An 18,176-nucleotide genomic window follows, 5' to 3' on the forward strand; every position below is an offset into this window, starting at 1 on the left:
TATGCTTATGAAAACAATTAAATATTTTTCATCATTACTGGTTCTGGCCGTGGCGCTTATCGCCGGATGGTGGCTATGGAATTATTATATGCAGTCCCCCTGGACCCGGGACGGAAAGGTGCGCGCCGAGCAGGTCAGCGTGACGCCCCAGGTTTCCGGCACGATTACCACCCTGCACATTAAAGATAACCAGTTTGTCCATGCGGGAGAGGTGCTCTTCAGAATTGATCAGACCCCGTTCCATATTGCAGTGCTTAACGCCGAGGCGCAGCTGGCAAAAGCTCAGTCCGATCTCTCAAAAGCCAATAATGAAGCGAACCGGCGCCGCCACCTGTCGCAAAAATATATCTCCGCCGAAGATCTGGATACCGCCAATATTAACGTCAAAGCGATGCAGGCCAACGTAGCGGTGGCTGAAGCGACGCTAAAACAGGCGCAGTGGCAATTGACCCAGACGGTGGTTAAAGCACCGGTGGACGGCTGGGTCACCAATCTTTCAACCCGGGTGGGTGATTACGCCTCCACGGGCCAGCCGGTGTTCGCCCTGGTCGACAGCCACTCCTTTTACGTGGTGGGCTATTTTGAAGAGACCAAGCTCCGGCATATCCGTGAGGGTGCGCCGGTGCAGATCGTACTCTACAGCAGTTCGCAAACGTTACAGGGTCACGTATCGAGTATTGGTCGGGCTATCTACGATCAGAGCGTGGAGACCGATTCAGGGCTAGTGCCCGACGTGAAACCTAATATTCCCTGGGTGAGGCTGGCGCAGCGCATCCCGGTGCGCATCAGTTTCGACAAGCTACCGCCTGACCTGACGCTGGTCTCCGGCACCACCTGTACCGTCTCTGTGGGAACCGCCCGGTGAACCTCCCCGCTTTTTCATGGCGCAACCTGCCGTGGATAAAGGCGACCCCGGCGCAGTGGCGCTACGCCCTGCGCAACGGGATAGCGATGTGCCTGGCTCTCACTGTCGCCTACTGTCTTAACCTCGACGAACCCTACTGGGCGATGACCTCGGCGGCGGTGGTCAGCTTCCCGACCGTTGGCGGTGTGATCAGTAAAAGCCTTGGCCGCGTGGCGGGCAGCCTGCTCGGTGCCACCGCTGCGCTGATTATTGCCGGTCATACGCTCAACGACCCGTGGCTATTTCTGTTCAGCATGGCGGCCTGGCTGGCGCTTTGCACCTGGGCCTGCGCCCATTTCACCAATAACGTCGCCTATGCCTTCCAGCTGGCTGGATACACCGCGGCGATCATCGCGTTCCCGGTCATTGATATTCTCGACACCACCCAGCTGTGGGATATCGCCCAGGCCCGCGTGTGCGAAGTTATTATTGGCATCCTTAGCGGCGGGGTGATGATGATGATCCTGCCCAGCACCTCCGACGGCAAAGCCCTCATCACCGCGCTGAAAGCCATGCACACCCGGCTGCTGGAGCACGCCAGCCTGCTATGGCAGCCCGACAGTAACGATGCCATTCGCCTGGCCCACGAGAAGGTTATCGCCCAGATCCTGACCATGAACCTGCTGCGTATCCAGGCTTTCTGGAGCCACTACCGTTTTCGCCGCCAGAATGCCCTGCTTAATTATCTCCTCCACCAGCAGCTTCGGATGACCAGCGCCATCTCCAGTCTGCGCCGCATGCTGCTGAACTGGCCCAATCCGCCCGCCCACACCCGGGAGGTTATCGATCAACTCCTCGCCGCCCTTGCCCGTCCTGACGCCGATTTTTATAACGTGGCGCGGATCCTTGCTCCACTGAGGCCAGGCACCGACGCGGATTACCGCCATCGTGCCTTCTGGCTGCGACTACGCTATTTCTGCCGTCTGTATCTACAGAGCAGCCGCTGGATAAAAGCCGTTGAAACCGCGACGCCGATAACAGAATTTATCGTTCCCCGCAGCCCGGCGCTGGCCCGGCATACTGATAATCTGGAAGCGCTCTGGAGCGGCTTTCGCACCTTTTGCGCCCTTAGCCTGGTAGGCGCCTGGACCATTGCCGCCCAGTGGGATGCAGGGGGGGCGGCCCTGACCCTGGCCGCGATCAGCAGCGTGCTCTATTCGGTGGCGGCCTCGCCCTTTAATTCGCTCACGCTGCTGCTGCGCACCCTAATCCTGCTCTCGCTCTTCAGCTTTGTGGTCAAGTTTGGTCTGATGGTGCAGATCTCGGACCTCTGGCTGTTCCTGCTGTTTCTCTTCCCGCTGCTGACCACCATGCAACTTATGAAGCAGCAGATGCCCGCCCTCGCCGGTCTGTGGGGGCAGCTTATTGTCTTTATGGGTTCATTTATTTCAGTGACCAACCCGCCGGTGTATGACTTTGCCGATTTTCTCAATGACAACCTGGCAAAAATACTTGGCGTGGGGCTGACGTGGCTGGCCTTTGCGGTGCTGCGTCCGGGCTCCGATGCGCGTAAGAGCCGTCGTCACATTCGCGAATTGCGGCGCGGATTTGTCGATCAGCTGAGCCGCAGGCCGCGGCTCAGCGAGAATGGCTATGAATCGCTGGTCTATCACCATGTTAACCAGCTCAATAACAGTCAGGATGCGCTGGCGCGACGCTGGCTGCTGCGTTGGGGAGTGGTGCTGCTGAACTGCAGCCATGTGGTCTGGCAGTTACGGGACTGGGAGACGCGCTCGGATCCGCTGGCCCGGGTGCGCGACGTCGCCGTCTCACTGCTGCGTGACATCATGAGCGAACGCGGCGTACAGCAGCGTCCCCTGGCCGCCACGCTGGATGAGCTTCAGCGTATCTGTGACACTCTGTCGCATCATCCGCAGCCCGCCGGACAAGAGCTTGCGGCCCTGATCTGGCGACTGCACTGCTCGCTATCCCAGCTGGAACAGGCACCCGCACCGGGCACCCTCAGCGATCAAATCACCCCGCAGGCGTAGCGCTCCCCGCCACCGCCAAGAGGTTTAGGGTGATCCGACATATTATCCCCACCGACATGGATCATCAGCGCTTTGCCTTTTACCTCATCCAGCTTTTTGAGGCGCGGGGCAACGACCGGGTCGGTCGCTTTACCGTCATTGTTGACCACCAGCGCTGGCAGATCGCCTAAGTGGCCCATCCCCTCCGGCCCTTCATGTTTGCCGGTGTTATGGGGATCGAGGTGTCCACCCGCGGCCTCAGCGGCGGACGGTTTGCCATCTTTCATGGCCGGTTCGCAGGAGCCTTTGGCATGGACGTGATAACCGTGTTCGCCCGGAGGGAGGGCTTTGAGATCCGGGGAAAACTCCAGGCCTTTATCGGTTTCAGTGATGGTGACTGTCCCGATGGACTGGCCGATCCCCTGAGAGGTGACGAGGTTCATCTTTACTTCTTCGCTGGCAGCCTGCGCACCTGCACAAACCACCAGCGTTAACGCTGCCAGAGTAAATCGCTTCATATGACCTCCTTGGTTATTTTTTGCCCCTTAAGTTTATACCAGGGGCAACGTTTTAACCGGAAAGTCAGACAAATAGAGAATTACGGCACGTCGTAACCCAGCGCGGCTTTGCGGATGCGGAACCACTGCTGGCGGGTCATGTTCAGCTGCTCTGCTGCCAGCGCTGAACGTACACGTTCAATTTTGCCGGAACCAATGATCGGCAGCGGTTGGGATGGCAGACGTAAAATCCACGCATAGACCACCTGCTCGATAGTTTCGGCATTCAGCTCCTGGGCCACCTTCGCCAGCTCATCGCGCAGCGGCTGGAAGGCATCATCATTAAACAGGCGACCACCGCCGAGGCAGGACCAGGCCATCGGGCGAATACGCAGCTGCTGGAGCTGATCGAGGGTACCGTCCAGCAGCAGCGGCTGATAAACCGGCGAAATTTCAACCTGGTTAGTCGCCAGGGTGAACGGCAGACGCGACTGCAGCAGGGCAAACTGGGCTGGCGTAAAGTTAGAGACGCCAAAATGGCGCACCTTGCCGCTCTGGTGCAGGGCGAGGAAGGCTTCGGCAACCTCATCGGCGTCCATCAGCGGATCGGGACGGTGGATCAGCAGCAGGTCAAGGCGATCGGTCGCCAGATTCGTGAGGGACTGTTCTGCACTACGAATAATATGGTCGCGGTCGGTAATGTAGTGGCCGAGGGCATGCTCCGCTTTCGCCGTGGTGGCGATACCGCATTTGGTGACGATCTCCATACGCTCACGCAGCGCGGGAGAGAGCTTCATCGCCTCACCAAAGGCTGCTTCACACTCGTAGCCGCCATAAATATCGGCGTGATCGACAGTGGTGATCCCCAGATCCAGATGCTCTTCAATAAAACTGGCCAGCTCCTGGGCGGACATGTTCCAGTCCATCAGACGCCAGTAGCCCATCACAAAACGAGAAAACTCCGGGCCCTGCGGGGCAAGGGTAATACGCTGAACCATACCAATTTCCTTTAAAAAAAGTCTGGGGAGAGTATACGCGTTTGTGACGCTAAAAAAGTGAGGGCTGCTGAGGTTCTTCAGCTTCAGGGGGCTTGTTTGCGCGCAATTTACGCAAAAGACGCTGGCGGCACAGGCGCAGGATCTCCTGTTTCTGGGCATCGCTCATCGACTGCCAGTTAAAACGCTCTTCCCGGCTGCGCATACAGCCGCGACAAAACCCTCGCTCATCCGACTGGCAAATACCGCGGCACGGGCTCTGGACAGGAAAGAACTCCAGTTGTTCAGCCACACGCACCTCCCGAAACCCAAGATTCAGTAAAGTGAAGACCTTAAGCCGGGGTTACGCAAGAGGTCAACCACAGAATTGTGGCATTAAGGTTTCACTAATCTTCGCTCCCTATACTCGCCTCATCACTATTCTTGCTGGTTGACGATGATGCAGATGTTAAAAAAGTTACAGTGTAACGATACAAAATTTACGCTGGGCTGCGCGCTCCTGTTTACCCTGTTAAACGCCCTCTTTATTCACCGCAGCTGGCAGGTGATCGCCCCCGCCCGGCTGCATGATTTTGTCTTTGCCCTGACCGTGCCGCTGGTACTTTTCTGCGGCTGGGTCATCGTCTTCAGCATTCTGAATATTCCACTCATCCGCAAACCGCTGCTGGTGTTGCTCACTCTGGGATGCGCGGCGGCGACCTGGTTCATGTTTACCTACGGGGCGGTGATTGACCAGAATATGATGGTTAACGTCTTCGAGACCAACTCTCAGGAGGCCACGGCGCTTATCACTCCGCAGCTGGTGCTGTGGCTGGCGATCGCCGGGCTGGTGCCAGCCGCCGTGCTGGCGCTGATTCGTATTCGTCCGGGTAAGTGGTGGCAGACGCTGTTGATGCGCGTGGCGGCCATCCTCGCGAGCCTGGTGGTGATCCTTCTGGTGGCCGCACTCTTTTATAAGGACTACGCCTCGCTGTTTCGCAACAACAAAGGCATCGTCAAAATGGTGACGCCAGCGAACTACGTCAGCGCCATCGTTAAGTACAGCAAGGCGCGCTGGTTTGCCGGCGACCAGACTCTCATCCATCTCGGGGAAGACGCGCGTAAAGGCCCGGTGCTGCTGGCGCAGCAGAAAAAAACCGTGCTGGTGCTGGTGATTGGCGAGGCGTCCCGGGCTGAAAACTACTCCCTCAACGGTTACGGGCGTGACACTAACCCTGAACTGGAAAAGCAGGAGATGATTAACTTCCCGCAGGCCTCCTCCTGCGGCACTGAAACTGCCGTCTCCGTGCCGTGCATGTTCTCAGGAATGCCGCGCAAAAAATATGATGCCGATCTGGCCCATCATCAGGAAGGGTTGCTCGATGTGCTGGCCCACGCCGGGGTAAACCTGCTGTGGCGTGATAACGATGGCGGCTGCAAAGGGGCCTGTAATCGCATCCCGCATACCGACATGACCCAGTGGAAGCTGGATCAGTTCTGTAAGGATAAATCCTGTATTGATGACGTTAACCTCTATCGTCTGAATGAGACCCTTGATGGGCTTAAACAGGATACGGTGCTGGTGATCCACCTGATGGGCAGTCACGGCCCGGCCTACTATCAGCGCTATCCGGAGCAGTACCGCAAATTTACGCCGACCTGTGACACCAACCAGATCCAGGATTGCGATCACCAGGCGCTGATGAACACTTATGACAATACCATCCTCTATACCGACAGCGTGGTGAGTAAAACCATCGACGCCCTGAAGGCGCGTCAGGCGACGATGAACACGGCGCTGGTTTATCTCTCCGATCATGGCGAATCGCTGGGGGAAAACGGTCTTTACCTGCACGGTACGCCGTATATGCTGGCACCTTCGCAGCAGACGCACATTCCGTTCATGTTCTGGCTCTCGCAGGACTATAAAAAGAATTTTGGCGTGGATGCGCTGTGCCTGCGTAATCAGGCCGCGAAAGAGGCGGTGTCGCAGGATAATCTTTTCTCCACGGTGCTGGGGATGATGAACATTCGCACCTCCGTCTATCAGCCGCAGATGGATCTGCTTACCGCCTGTCGTCGAACGTAAGGCTTGCAATAGACCGATTGGTCTATTACATTGTCGACATGAATAAGCACACTGAACACGATACACGCGAACAACTCCTTGCGACCGGCGAGCGTCTTTGCATGCACCGCGGGTTCACCGGGATGGGTCTGAGCGAGCTGCTGAAAACCGCCGATGTGCCGAAGGGGTCGTTTTATCACTACTTCCGCTCAAAAGAGGCGTTTGGCGTGGCGCTGCTGGAGCGGCATTACGCGGATTACCATCAGCGTCTGGCCAGCCACTTCGCCAGCGGTCAGGGCAATTATCGCGATCGTGTTCTGGCTTATTATCAGGAGACGCTGGCCCAGTTCTGCGCCCAGGGCATTATCAGCGGCTGTCTGACGGTAAAACTCTCTGCTGAAGTGTGCGATCTCTCGGAAGATATGCGCACGGCAATGGATAAAGGGGCCACGGGTGTCATCACCCTGCTGGCGCAGGCGCTGGCGAAGGGGCGGGAGGAGAAATCCCTGGCCTTCGTCGGGGAACCGCTCACCCAGGCGCAGGTGCTCTACTCCCTGTGGCTGGGGGCCAATCTGCAGGCCAAAATGTCCCGCAGCGCGCTGCCGCTTGAGAGCGCGCTGGATCATGTCAAAACCATCATTGCTACGCCTGGCAGTTAACAGGCGTTTTTATTTCGCAAATTACTAGACGACCGGTCTACTCAGGAGCCTTTATGTCAGCTGAAAAATTGTTTACCCCGCTTAAGGTGGGCGCAATCGAAGCACCAAACCGTGTCTTTATGGCGCCCCTCACCCGCCTGCGCAGCATTGAGCCGGGCGATATCCCAACGCCGCTGATGGGCGAATACTATCGCCAGCGCGTCAGCGCGGGACTGATCATCTCCGAAGCCACGCAAATTTCTGCTCAGGCAAAAGGTTATGCCGGCGCCCCTGGCCTGCACAGCCCGGAGCAGATCGCGGCGTGGAAGAAAATCACCGACGGCGTGCATGCTGAAGATGGCCGCATCGCGGTTCAGCTGTGGCACACTGGCCGTATCTCCCACAGCAGCATCCAGCCTGGCGGTCAGGCGCCGGTATCTGCCTCTGCGATCAATGCGGGGACCCGCACCTCCCTGCGCGATGAGAATGGCAACGCCATTCGCGTTGACACCACCACGCCACGTGCGCTGGAGCTGGACGAGATCCCGGGGATCGTGAACGATTTCCGCCAGGCCGTCGCCAATGCCCGCGAAGCTGGTTTCGATCTGGTTGAACTGCACGGGGCCCACGGCTATCTGCTGCACCAGTTCCTGTCGCCTTCCTCTAACCAGCGTACTGACCAGTATGGCGGCAGCGTTGAGAATCGCGCCCGTCTGGTGCTTGAGGTGATTGATGCGGTTTCTGCAGAGTGGAGCGCGGATCGCATTGGTATTCGCGTCTCGCCAATCGGTTCTTTCCAGAACGTGGATAACGGCCCGAACGAAGAAGCCGACGCGCTGTACCTGATCGAAGAGCTGGCAAAACGCGGCATCGCTTATCTGCACATGTCCGAGCCAGACTGGGCGGGCGGTGAGCCATACACCGATGCCTTCCGTCAGAAAGTGCGTGACCGCTTCCCGGGCGTGATCATCGGCGCCGGGGCTTATACACCGGAGAAAGCCGAAGATCTGATTAACAAAGGGCTGATCGATGCCGTGGCCTTTGGCCGCGCCTATATCGCCAACCCGGACCTGGTGGCTCGCCTGCAGCGCAAAGCCGAGCTGAACCCGCAGCGTCCGGAGAGCTTCTACGGCGGCGGCGCGGAAGGTTACACCGATTATCCCTCTTTATAAGCCCCCGCATTGATAGCGGCGACACTTCGCCGCTATACTAAAACATCGTTTCTGTTCAAGATGATAAAAGCTAAGAGGATAATATGCGCCTACTTCACACCATGCTGCGCGTTGGCGATCTGCAACGTTCCATCGAGTTTTACACTAACGTGCTGGGCATGACCCTGCTGCGCACCAGCGAAAACCCGGAATACAAATACTCCCTGGCCTTTGTCGGTTATGGCCCGGAGAGCGACGAAGCGGTTATCGAACTCACCTATAACTGGGGTGTGGATAGCTACGAGCTGGGTACAGCCTATGGTCATATCGCCCTGGAAGTGGATAACGCGGCAGAAGCCTGCGAGCGGATCCGCAGCAACGGCGGCAACGTGACCCGTGAAGCGGGTCCGGTTAAGGGCGGCACCACCGTTATCGCCTTCGTTGAAGATCCGGACGGTTATAAAATCGAACTGATCGAAGCCAAAGACGCCGGTCGCGGTCTGGGCAACTGATCCTGACGGGCGCGCCATGCGCCCGTTGTTTTACTGCATCTCGCCTCAAAATTTGCCATAATACGCACTGCTTTTTCCCCTTGTAAGAGATCCAGATGTCCGATAACGCTCAACTTACCGGTCTGTGCGACCGTTTTCGTGGTTTTTATCCTGTCGTGATTGATGTCGAAACCGCTGGATTTAACGCCAAAACCGATGCGCTGTTGGAAATTGCCGCCATCACGTTGAAGATGGATGAACAGGGCAATTTGCTGCCGGATACCACGCTGCATTTTCACGTTGAACCCTTTGAAGGGGCGAACCTGCAGCCTGAGGCGCTGGCATTTAATGGCATTGATCCGCATAACCCGCTGCGTGGGGCAGTGAGTGAATATGACGCGCTGCATGCCATCTTTAAAATGGTGCGCAAGGGCATGAAAGAGCAGAACTGTAATCGCGCGATCATGGTGGCGCACAATGCTACCTTCGATCACAGCTTTATGATGGCTGCCGCCGAGCGGGCGTCGCTGAAACGTAATCCGTTCCACCCGTTTGTGACCTTCGATACCGCGGCCTTAAGCGGGCTGGCGCTGGGGCAAACCGTGCTGTCGAAAGCCTGTATTACCGCCGGTATCGATTTTGACGGCACACAGGCGCACTCCGCCCTGTACGATACCGAACGCACGGCGGAACTGTTTTGCGAAATCGTTAACCGCTGGAAGCGTCTCGGCGGCTGGCCGCTGCCAGATGTTGGCAACAACGCATAAAAAAAGCGACCGGAAGGTCGCTTTTTTATTTACCGTGCGCGAGATTACTCGGCGCCTGGCTCTTCAGATTTGTACTTCGCAGCCGTCTCTTTGATCAGCTGCTGCAGTTCGCCGCGCTGATACATCTCAATCAGGATGTCGCAACCGCCAACCAGTTCACCGTCAACCCACAGCTGCGGGAAGGTCGGCCAGTTAGCGTATTTTGGCAGCTCAGCGCGGATATCCGGGTTCTGCAGAATATCAACGTAAGCAAAACGTTCGCCACAGGCAGAGAGCGCCTGCACCGCCTGAGCGGAGAAACCACAGCTAGGCAGTTTCGGAGAACCTTTCATGTACAGCAGGATCGGGTTTTCAGCAATCTGCTGCTGAATTTTTTCAATAGTAGTGCTCATGTCTTGCTTCCTTTTACTTCTGTTACGGCAATAGTCTGACATTGTAGCGTTTCAGGCCGACTACGGAAAATAACATTTTCGTCACGTACAGGATTTTACCGCGCGTGACGTAAAGTTGCATTGTAAAACTACCTTATCCCGTTCCCCCCTGCGTCTTTGCTCAGCGAATGTACAAATCAACCGGTTGAAATTCTGTTTTTTTGCACTTGCTAACGAAACGCAGTTTTAGATGCAAAAAGTTTATTAACGCAGGGGCTTTTTATAGATTAGAATCGACAAGTTTTGTAAATCAGACGCAGGATAATTTATATCCAGCTATTACCAGGGGAATGCCCAGTGGCGCGAATAAATAAATTCTCGATCACGCTCTGTGCTTTGCTGTTTTCATCTCTCACCTTCACGCCGGTGGCAAACGCCTCAGAGCAGGCGCGGCCTTCTGCCGCCCACAAAACGCATCTGGCAAAAGCCACCGAACCGAAGAAAAAAAGCAGCAGCGGCAAAACCACGAAGAAAGAGAGCACCAGCAAAAAAAGCACCGCCAGTAAAAAGAGCAGCAGCAAAAAAAGCAGCCTCGCTAAAACACAGCCAGCCACCTCCAGTAAGAAAAGCAAAAATTCCTCCCGCAGCGCGCCCCGTACAACTCAAACCGCTTCGCGCGTTGTGACAGAAAAATGTACTTCCCGTAAAGGCCATAAAGCGCAGTGCGTGAAAACCAGCAAGACCACGACCCTTGCCGAAGCGCATAAAGTCCGGGTGCAAAAAGCGCAGAAAACGGCGCTAAATAAGCTAATGGGCCAGATTGGTAAACCGTATCGCTGGGGCGGCAGCTCACCGCGTACCGGTTTCGACTGCAGCGGCCTGGTCTATTACGCCTATAAAGATCTGGTTAAGTTCCGCATTCCGCGTACCGCCAACGAAATGTACCATCTGCGTGACGCCTCCCCGGTGGATCGCGGTGAGCTCGAAAGCGGCGATCTGGTGTTCTTCCGCACCCAGGGTCGCGGCACCGCCGATCACGTTGGTGTCTACGTTGGCAACGGCAAATTTATTCAGTCGCCGCGTACCGGCCAGGATATTCAGATCACCTCCCTGAGCGAAGAGTACTGGCAGCGCCATTACGTTGGCGCTCGCCGCGTGATGAAGCCCAGCACGCTGCGTTAACCCCCTGCCCCGCGGGTAAGCCTGCGGGGTAAGTTCCTCTTTTGTAGGGTCTTTCAATTTGCTACTCTATCCTTACATTCAATATGGTTATTGGATGGTTCACTATAATAAGGAGAGAAGCAATGTCGTTTGAATTACCTGCATTACCGTATGCAAAAGAAGCTCTGGCCCCGCATATTTCTGCGGAAACCCTGGAGTACCACTACGGCAAACATCACCAGACCTATGTCACCAACCTGAATAACCTGATCGCCGGCACCCCATTTGAAGGGAAAACCCTGGAAGAGATCGTGCGTAGTTCTGAGGGCGGCATCTTCAATAACGCCGCGCAGGTGTGGAACCACACCTTCTACTGGCACTGCCTGGCGCCTCAGGCCGGTGGTGAACCGACGGGTGATCTGGCTGACGCCATCATCGCCACCTTTGGTAGCTTTGCGGAATTTAAAGCGAAGTTTACCGACGCCGCGGTGAAAAACTTTGGCGCGGGCTGGACCTGGCTGGTGAAAGAGGCGGACGGGAAACTGGCCATCGTTTCCACGTCCAATGCGGGCACGCCGTTGACCAGCAACGCTACCCCACTGTTAACGGTGGATGTATGGGAACACGCTTACTACATCGATTACCGTAATGCGCGCCCGAACTACCTCGAGCACTTCTGGGCGCTGGTAAACTGGGAATTTGTTGCGAAGAACTTCGCGGCATAACGAAAAACGCAGAAGGCCGGGCCTTCTGCGTTTTGGTCTTATTCGGCGGCACAAACCGGTTCAGGTTGTTTTCTGTCGGCCATTAGCACCAGCAGAAGCCCCAGCGCGGCAATGATGGCCCCCATCACCGGAACAAAGCTGTACCCCAGCCCGCCGGAGATCACCGCACCACCCGCCGCCGCACCCAGCGCATTCCCCAGGTTAAACGCCCCGATATTGACGGAAGAGGATAACCCTGGCGCATCGCTTGCCACCCGCATCACGCGCATTTGCAGCGGCGGTACCACCGCAAAGGTCGCCATCCCCCATACCACCATCGCGAACGCCGCCCCCACTTCATTACGTGCCAGCCACGGGATCGCCACCATAATCGCGATCAGCAGCAGTAGAAAGCCTTTCAGGGTGCCGCTTACGGAGCGGTCCGCCAGCTTGCCGCCCAGGAAGTTGCCGAGGGAGAAACCGACGCCAATCAGCACCAGCATCGCGGTAACAAAAGCTGGCGTCGCCTGGTTAATGTCATGCAGAACGGGCGCAATGTAGGTGTAGAGGGTGAACATTGCCCCGGCACCGAGAACCGTGGTCAGTAAGGCGGAAAGCACCTGCGGGCGCATCAGCACCGCCAGTTCTTTACGCACATCCGGCTTTTCGCCCGCGCCACCCGCAGGGAGGGAGAAGAAGAGCGCGACCATCGAGACCACGCCCAAAAGCGCCGTCGCCAGGAAGGACATCCGCCAGCCGATGGCTTCGCCCATCCACGTTGCGGCGGGTACGCCGCCAATATTGGCGATGGTCAGCCCCATAAACATGGTTGCTACGGCGCTGGCCTGTTTATGCTTCGGCACTACGCTTGCGGCGACCACCGACCCGAGGCCAAAGAAGGCGCCGTGATTGAGGCTGGTCAAAATACGCGACAGCATCAGGGTGGTGTAATCCGGGGAGAGCGCCGACAGCACGTTACCGACGGTAAAGATCGCCATCAGGAAAATCAGCGCATTACGACGGCCGCGATGGGAAAGCAGCAAGGTCATCAGCGGTGCCCCTACCATTACGCCGATAGCGTAGGCGCTGATTAACATGCCCGCAGCGGGAATAGAGACATCCACACCCCGGGCGATAACCGGTAGCAGTCCCATTGGAGAAAACTCGGTGGTGCCGATGCCAAATGCGCCAATGGCCAGGGCCAGCAGCGGAAAATTGATTTTCATACTTCAACTCCGGATACCGTGTCGTCAGGCGACACAGAACAATGAAGGCGAAAGCATGACATCAATCACAAAAAATGAGAAGTTAACAATTTGGCAAAAGATTTTTGCCGGACGCGTAACAATAGCAGAAGGGAGACGAGGGAGCGTTAGCTCCCTCGCAAATATCAGTGCAGCGCAGCCGTCAGACCGCTGGCAACGATCAGACCCAGAACAATAACGGTGGTAATCAGCGAAAACTTAAGATCGGTACTCATCAATTTTTCTCCTTTTAATCACCCTACGAAGAGTGAGCTTGCTCATTTTTGCACAGTTCAGGGTAAAAATCTTGCTGGATTTAGATTGATATCGATTTTTACTCTTCCCCTTTTGGTCAAGATCAGCCAAAATTCCACGCTAAATTTATTAGCGTACCGGCCATTGACCCCCTCCTGACGTCCTGTGTCGTTTTCCCGGCGTACCGCAATTCAAATTGCGCAATTAGGGCGAGTGAAGGCAAACGTTTACCTATTGGTTTTTCAGGAGCTTAAGATATGGTCTGGAGTGACATCTGATGGCAACAATTAAAGACGTAGCGAAACGCGCAAACGTTTCCACTACAACCGTATCACATGTTATTAACAAAACCCGCTTTGTGGCGGAAGAGACGCGTAACAACGTCTGGGCAGCGATCAAAGAGCTGCACTATTCTCCGAGCGCCGTCGCCCGTAGTCTGAAGGTGAACCACACCAAATCGATCGGCCTGCTGGCGACCAGCAGCGAAGCCCCCTACTTCGCAGAAATTATTGAAGCGGTAGAGAAAAACTGCTTCCAGAAAGGTTACACCCTGATCCTCGGCAACGCCTGGAACAGCCTGGAGAAGCAGCGGGCCTATCTGTCGATGATGGCGCAAAAGCGCGTCGACGGCCTGCTGGTAATGTGCTCGGAATACCCGGAGCCGCTGCTGAAGATGCTGGAAGAGTATCGCAATATCCCGATGGTGGTGATGGACTGGGGCGAAGCGAAAGCGGACTTCACCGACTCGGTCATTGATAACGCCTTTGAAGGTGGCTACATGGCCGGACGTTATCTGATCGAACGCGGGCATCGCGATATCGGCGTCATCCCGGGCGCGCTGGAGCGCAACACCGGTGCCGGTCGTCTGGCCGGTTTTATGAAAGCGATGGAAGAAGCCTTAATCACGGTGCCGGAAAACTGGATCGTCCAGGGCGACTTTGAACCGGAGTCCGGCTATCGCGCCATGCAGCAGATCCTCTCCCAGACGCCGCGTCCGACCGCTATTTTCTGCGGCGGCGATGTTATGGCGATGGGTGCCCTGTGTGCCGCTGACGAGATGGGCCTGCGCGTTCCGCAGGACGTTTCGCTGATCGGGTATGATAACGTGCGCAACGCCCGTTTCTTCACCCCGGCGCTGACCACCATCCACCAGCCAAAAGATTCGCTGGGCGAGACCGCCTTTAACATGCTGCTCGACCGTATCGTCAATAAACGTGAAGAGTCGCAGTCCATTGAAGTGCATCCGCGTTTGATCGAACGCCGCTCCGTCGCCGATGGCCCGTTCCGCGACTACCGCCGTTGATCCGCTCAGGGAGCCAGTACCTCTGGCTCCCGCAACCACTCCCTGTTCATCGTTTCACTGTCCCCCAGATAATCCAGCAGCCACGCCAGCGCCGGTGACATGTCGTTTTGTTGCCAGGTGAGGCAGCAGGCCGCATCCGGGAAGGGGTTTTCCAGCGTCAGCTCCACCCATTTGCCACTGTCTATCCAGGGCCGGGCAAAATGGACCGGCACCATCCCCACGCACAGCCCGGCCGACAGGCAGGTCGCAGAGGATTCCCAGTCCGGGGTGACGATCCGCCGCTGGTTATCCAGCAGCCAGGTGATCCGTTTCGGCAGCGAGCGGGAGGTATCTTCCCGCACCAGCGACGGCCAGTTGCGCAGGGTATCATCGCTGAGCGGGCCGGGAAGCGCGGCCAGCGGATGGTGGCTCGCCACCACGCAGACCCAGCTCAGCATCCCCATATCGCGAAACGCGTAGCGCCCCCCCACCGGTATCGCCTGGGTCGCGCCGATCGCCATCTCCACCCTGCCATCCGCCAGCGCATCCCAGACACCGTTAAAGACCTCCTGGGAGACACGCAGCTCAACGTCAGCGAAGTGGCGATAAAAATCGACGATCATCTGGCGGGTGCGCTCGGGACGAACGATGTTATCCACCGCAATGGAGATATGCCCGCGCCAGCCGTTGGCAATCTGCTGACACTGTTCGCGGGTGATCTGCATTTTTTTGATAACAGAACGCCCCTCCTTCAGAAACCACAGCCCGGCAGGCGTCAGCTCCACATCACGGTGTCGCCGTTCAAATAGCGGCACCGCCAGCCACTCCTCAAGCTGACGCACCGTATAGCTGATGGCTGACGGGACACGATGTAGCTCCTGTGCCGCGCCGCTGAAACTGCCGTTACGCGCCACGGCATCCACCACTTCAAGGGAATATTCTGACCACATTTTCTGCCTGCAAAAAATTTGAATGCAACCGCCAAATATTAGCGTTTCACAAGCGGGATTGCACTGCCTACACTCAGCGGCTACCTAAACCTGCATCCATAAGGACAATAAAACCATGCAACCCGGGAAAGGATTTTTAGTCTGGCTCGGCGGCCTGAGCGTGCTGGGCTTCCTCGCCACCGATATGTACCTGCCTGCGTTCGCCATCATGCAGGCGGATCTGCAAACCCCGGCTGCCGCCATCAGCGCCAGCCTGAGCCTCTTCCTGGCCGGTTTTGCCTTCGCGCAGCTGCTCTGGGGACCGATGTCTGACCGCTTCGGACGCAAGCCGGTACTGCTGGCCGGCTTAGCCATCTTTGCATTCGGCTGCCTCGGTATGCTGTGGGTACGCGACGCCACCTGGCTGCTGGTGCTGCGCTTTATCCAGGCGGTGGGGGTCTGCGCCGCGGCGGTGACCTGGCAGGCGCTGGTGACCGATTACTACCCGGCATCGCGAACCAACCGCATTTTCGCCACCATCATGCCGCTGGTTGGCTTGTCGCCAGCGCTGGCACCGCTGCTCGGCAGCTGGATCCTCGCCCATTTCAGCTGGCAGGCCATTTTTGCGGTGCTGTTTGCCATTACCCTGGTGCTGATGATCCCGGCCTTTTTCCTGAAGCCAGTGACGGTAAAAGAGGCGCAGCCAACCTCCCGCGTGACCTTCTTCACCCTGCTTCGCTCCCGGATCTACCGCGGTAACGTACTGATCTACGCCGCCTGTTCCGCCAGCTTCTTCGCCTGGCTGACCGGCTCGCCGTTTATCCTCAGCGATATGGGCTACAGCCCGGCGGCGATCGGACTGAGCTATGTGCCGCAGACTATCGCCTTCCTGATTGGGGGTTACGGCTGCCGCGCCGCCCTGCAAAAATGGCCGGGTCACCAGATGCTGCCGTGGCTGCTGGGCCTGTTTGCCGTCAGCGTGATCGGTACCTGGGCGATCGGGTTTATTCCGGGCGTCAGCCTGGCGGCGTTGCTGGCCCCCTTCTGCCTGATGGCAGTGGCGAACGGCGCCATCTACCCTATCGTGGTAGCGCAGGCGCTGCGTCCCTTCCCGCAGGCAACCGGCAGCGCGGCGGCACTGCAGAACACCCTGCAGCTGGGACTCTGTTTCCTCGCGAGCCTGCTGGTCTCCTGGCTGATTGCCACCCCGTTGCTGACCACCACCAGCGTGATGGTGGCGACCGTCGTGCTGGCCGCGCTTGGCTATCGGATGCAGTATCTCCCTGTGGGCCAGCAGGATGAGAGCCCGCAGGCAGAGTCTTCCCACGCCTGACAGGATAAATAATTAGCGTGCTAACAATATCCTGTTGAATCACCAGGATATCAGTCCTATACTGGCTAAAGCTTTCTGATAAATACTAAAATTATTAAGTGTTAACGGGAGCCGGATTGCTCCCGTTTTACCATGGATGGCCTTTCGGCAAGGGTCCTCTCCCTTCCTCTGTTCTACGTCGGATATTAGCCTCACGGGTTGCACCGTGAAATTTCTCACTCTCCATGAAGAGCGTCTACGCTGTTTATGGGTTCTGATCACATCAGGTGATGGAGAAGCTATGAGTTCATCGTGTATAGAAGAAGTCAGCATCCGGAATGATGACTGGTTCCGGATAGTCAATGAATTGCTGAGCCGCGCGGGTATCACCATCAACGGCCCGGCATCCTCCGATCTACAAGTTAAACACCCCGATTTTTTTAAACGCGTCCTGAAGCAGGGCTCACTGGGTCTCGGCGAGAGCTATATGGACGGCTGGTGGGAGTGCGAACGGCTGGACATCTTTTTCCATAAGGTTCTGCGAGCGGGTCTGGAAACACAGCTGCCCAGCCACCTGAAGGATACCCTGCGCATCGCTACTGCCCGCCTGTTCAACCTGCAAAGTAAAAAGCGCGCCTGGATTGTCGGCAAAGAGCACTACGATCTTGGCAATGACCTGTTCAGCCGTATGCTCGACCCGGCTATGCAGTACTCCTGCGGTTACTGGAAAGAGGCCACCACCCTTGAGCAGGCCCAGCAGGATAAACTGCGCCTCATCTGCGAAAAACTGCAACTGCAGCCCGGTATGCGGGTACTGGATATCGGTTGCGGCTGGGGCGGGCTGGCGGAGTTTATGGCGCAGCACTATGGCGTCAGCGTGGTCGGTGTGACCATATCAGCGGAGCAGCAACGCATGGCGCAGGCGCGCTGCGCCGGGCTGGATGTCACCATCCTGTTACAGGACTACCGCGATCTGCACGATCAGTTCGATCGCATTGTCTCGGTAGGGATGTTCGAGCATGTGGGGCCAAAAAACTACAACACCTATTTCAACGTGGTGGATCGTAACCTGAAGCCGGATGGCCTGTTCCTGCTGCATACCATTGGCTCACGAAAAACCGACCATAACGTTGATCCCTGGATAGACAAGTACATCTTTCCGAATGGCTGTTTGCCCTCAGTTCGCCAGATTGCGAATGCCAGCGAAGCCCATTTTGTAATGGAGGACTGGCATAATTTTGGCGCTGATTACGATACTACCCTGATGGCCTGGCATGCGCGCTTCCTTGCCAGCTGGCCGGAGATCGCCGACAACTATTCTGAACGATTTAAACGGATGTTCAGCTACTATCTGAACGCCTGCGCCGGTGCGTTTCGCGCCCGTGATATTCAACTGTGGCAGGTGGTATTCAGCCGCGGCGTGGAGCACGGCCTGCGGGTGCCCCGCTAAAAAAGACC

At 56.9% G+C, this 18,176-nt stretch carries 19 protein-coding genes; 12 read left to right on the forward strand and 7 right to left on the reverse strand.

Annotation, left to right across the window (positions count from 1 at the left end):
• The first annotated feature begins 1 nt into the window (after position 1).
• Together B3X29_RS07640 and B3X29_RS07645 are read left to right on the forward strand one after the other, a co-directional pair.
• The gene (locus tag B3X29_RS07640; RefSeq protein WP_156654388.1) at positions 2-865 is read left to right on the forward strand and encodes an HlyD family secretion protein; all 864 of its coding nucleotides are present in this window, start codon (positions 2-4) and stop codon (positions 863-865) included.
• Positions 862-2,895 carry an FUSC family protein gene (locus B3X29_RS07645; protein WP_159339039.1) on the forward strand — a complete coding sequence of 678 codons (2,034 nt, stop codon included), beginning with the start codon at positions 862-864 and terminating at the stop codon, positions 2,893-2,895. The genes B3X29_RS07640 and B3X29_RS07645 overlap by 4 nt, the downstream gene beginning before the upstream one ends.
• Here the strand turns inward: B3X29_RS07645 and sodC are convergent.
• The 3 genes from sodC to B3X29_RS07660 all read right to left on the reverse strand — a co-directional run bounded on the left by sodC (position 2,874) and on the right by B3X29_RS07660 (position 4,658).
• On the reverse strand, positions 2,874-3,392 hold the full coding sequence (sodC, locus tag B3X29_RS07650; RefSeq protein ID WP_103179368.1) for a superoxide dismutase [Cu-Zn] SodC: 519 nt from the start codon (positions 3,390-3,392) through the stop codon (positions 2,874-2,876). The two genes, B3X29_RS07645 and sodC, sit on opposite strands and share 22 nt — an antisense overlap.
• 80 nt (positions 3,393-3,472) lie before the next feature.
• Positions 3,473-4,369 carry an aldo/keto reductase gene (locus B3X29_RS07655; protein WP_156654386.1) on the reverse strand — a complete coding sequence of 299 codons (897 nt, stop codon included), beginning with the start codon at positions 4,367-4,369 and terminating at the stop codon, positions 3,473-3,475.
• 49 nt (positions 4,370-4,418) lie between these two features.
• The gene (locus B3X29_RS07660; RefSeq protein ID WP_103179366.1) at positions 4,419-4,658 is read right to left on the reverse strand and encodes a DUF1289 domain-containing protein; all 240 of its coding nucleotides are present in this window, start codon (positions 4,656-4,658) and stop codon (positions 4,419-4,421) included.
• A gap of 147 nt (positions 4,659-4,805) precedes the next feature.
• On the opposite strand from B3X29_RS07660, the gene eptA reads away from it, so the two are divergent.
• The 5 genes from eptA (at position 4,806) to rnt (ending at position 9,460) form a co-directional block, all read left to right on the forward strand.
• Entirely contained in the window at positions 4,806-6,434 is a 1,629-nt protein-coding gene (gene eptA, locus B3X29_RS07665) for a phosphoethanolamine transferase EptA (RefSeq protein ID WP_159339325.1), read from the forward strand.
• 38 nt (positions 6,435-6,472) lie between these two features.
• Positions 6,473-7,072 carry a TetR/AcrR family transcriptional regulator gene (locus B3X29_RS07670; protein WP_159339041.1) on the forward strand — a complete coding sequence of 200 codons (600 nt, stop codon included), beginning with the start codon at positions 6,473-6,475 and terminating at the stop codon, positions 7,070-7,072.
• A 53-nt stretch (positions 7,073-7,125) separates the two neighbouring features.
• Positions 7,126-8,223 (forward strand): alkene reductase, encoded by a 1,098-nt coding sequence (locus tag B3X29_RS07675; RefSeq protein WP_114315181.1) that lies wholly within the window; start codon positions 7,126-7,128, stop codon positions 8,221-8,223.
• An 83-nt stretch (positions 8,224-8,306) separates the two neighbouring features.
• The gene (gene gloA, locus B3X29_RS07680; RefSeq protein WP_103179362.1) at positions 8,307-8,714 is read left to right on the forward strand and encodes a lactoylglutathione lyase; all 408 of its coding nucleotides are present in this window, start codon (positions 8,307-8,309) and stop codon (positions 8,712-8,714) included.
• Positions 8,715-8,809: 95 nt separating this feature from the next.
• Complete coding sequence (gene rnt / locus B3X29_RS07685) at positions 8,810-9,460, forward strand: ribonuclease T (protein WP_103179361.1); 651 nt, start codon at positions 8,810-8,812, stop codon at positions 9,458-9,460.
• Positions 9,461-9,504: 44 nt separating this feature from the next.
• Here the strand turns inward: rnt and grxD are convergent, their stop codons facing one another.
• Positions 9,505-9,852, reverse strand: coding sequence for a monothiol glutaredoxin 4 (grxD, locus tag B3X29_RS07690; RefSeq protein WP_032617810.1), 348 nt, complete (start codon positions 9,850-9,852; stop codon positions 9,505-9,507).
• A 336-nt stretch (positions 9,853-10,188) separates the two neighbouring features.
• On the opposite strand from grxD, the gene B3X29_RS07695 reads away from it, so the two are divergent.
• Positions 10,189-11,013, forward strand: a complete 825-nt coding sequence (locus B3X29_RS07695) for a C40 family peptidase (protein ID WP_156654384.1) — start codon at positions 10,189-10,191, stop codon at positions 11,011-11,013.
• A gap of 122 nt (positions 11,014-11,135) precedes the next feature.
• Positions 11,136-11,717: a superoxide dismutase [Fe] gene (sodB, locus tag B3X29_RS07700; protein WP_159339043.1), complete on the forward strand. Its 582-nt coding sequence runs from the start codon at positions 11,136-11,138 to the stop codon at positions 11,715-11,717.
• A 38-nt stretch (positions 11,718-11,755) separates the two neighbouring features.
• Here the strand turns inward: sodB and B3X29_RS07705 are convergent, their stop codons facing one another.
• Positions 11,756-12,922, reverse strand: a complete 1,167-nt coding sequence (locus tag B3X29_RS07705) for an MFS transporter (RefSeq protein ID WP_103179358.1) — start codon at positions 12,920-12,922, stop codon at positions 11,756-11,758.
• Positions 12,923-13,086: 164 nt separating this feature from the next.
• Positions 13,087-13,176: a YnhF family membrane protein gene (locus B3X29_RS07710; RefSeq protein ID WP_103179357.1), complete on the reverse strand. Its 90-nt coding sequence runs from the start codon at positions 13,174-13,176 to the stop codon at positions 13,087-13,089.
• A gap of 296 nt (positions 13,177-13,472) precedes the next feature.
• Here B3X29_RS07710 and purR point away from each other — a divergent pair, with 296 nt between their 5' ends.
• Positions 13,473-14,498: an HTH-type transcriptional repressor PurR gene (purR, locus tag B3X29_RS07715; protein WP_103179356.1), complete on the forward strand. Its 1,026-nt coding sequence runs from the start codon at positions 13,473-13,475 to the stop codon at positions 14,496-14,498.
• Between the two features lie 5 nt (positions 14,499-14,503).
• Here purR and punR read toward each other — a convergent pair whose 3' ends face one another.
• Positions 14,504-15,427, reverse strand: coding sequence for a DNA-binding transcriptional activator PunR (gene punR, locus B3X29_RS07720; protein ID WP_103179355.1), 924 nt, complete (start codon positions 15,425-15,427; stop codon positions 14,504-14,506).
• 115 nt (positions 15,428-15,542) lie between these two features.
• On the opposite strand from punR, the gene punC reads away from it, so the two are divergent.
• Together punC and cfa are read left to right on the forward strand one after the other, a co-directional pair.
• Complete coding sequence (gene punC / locus B3X29_RS07725; RefSeq protein ID WP_159339045.1) at positions 15,543-16,739, forward strand: purine nucleoside transporter PunC; 1,197 nt, start codon at positions 15,543-15,545, stop codon at positions 16,737-16,739.
• A gap of 280 nt (positions 16,740-17,019) precedes the next feature.
• Positions 17,020-18,168: a cyclopropane fatty acyl phospholipid synthase gene (gene cfa, locus B3X29_RS07730; protein ID WP_103179353.1), complete on the forward strand. Its 1,149-nt coding sequence runs from the start codon at positions 17,020-17,022 to the stop codon at positions 18,166-18,168.
• Positions 18,169-18,176 lie beyond the last annotated feature (8 nt).

Origin of the sequence: Leclercia sp. UBA5076 (assembly GCF_002416465.1) — a bacterium.
Classification (GTDB): Bacteria; Pseudomonadota; Gammaproteobacteria; order Enterobacterales; family Enterobacteriaceae; genus Enterobacter.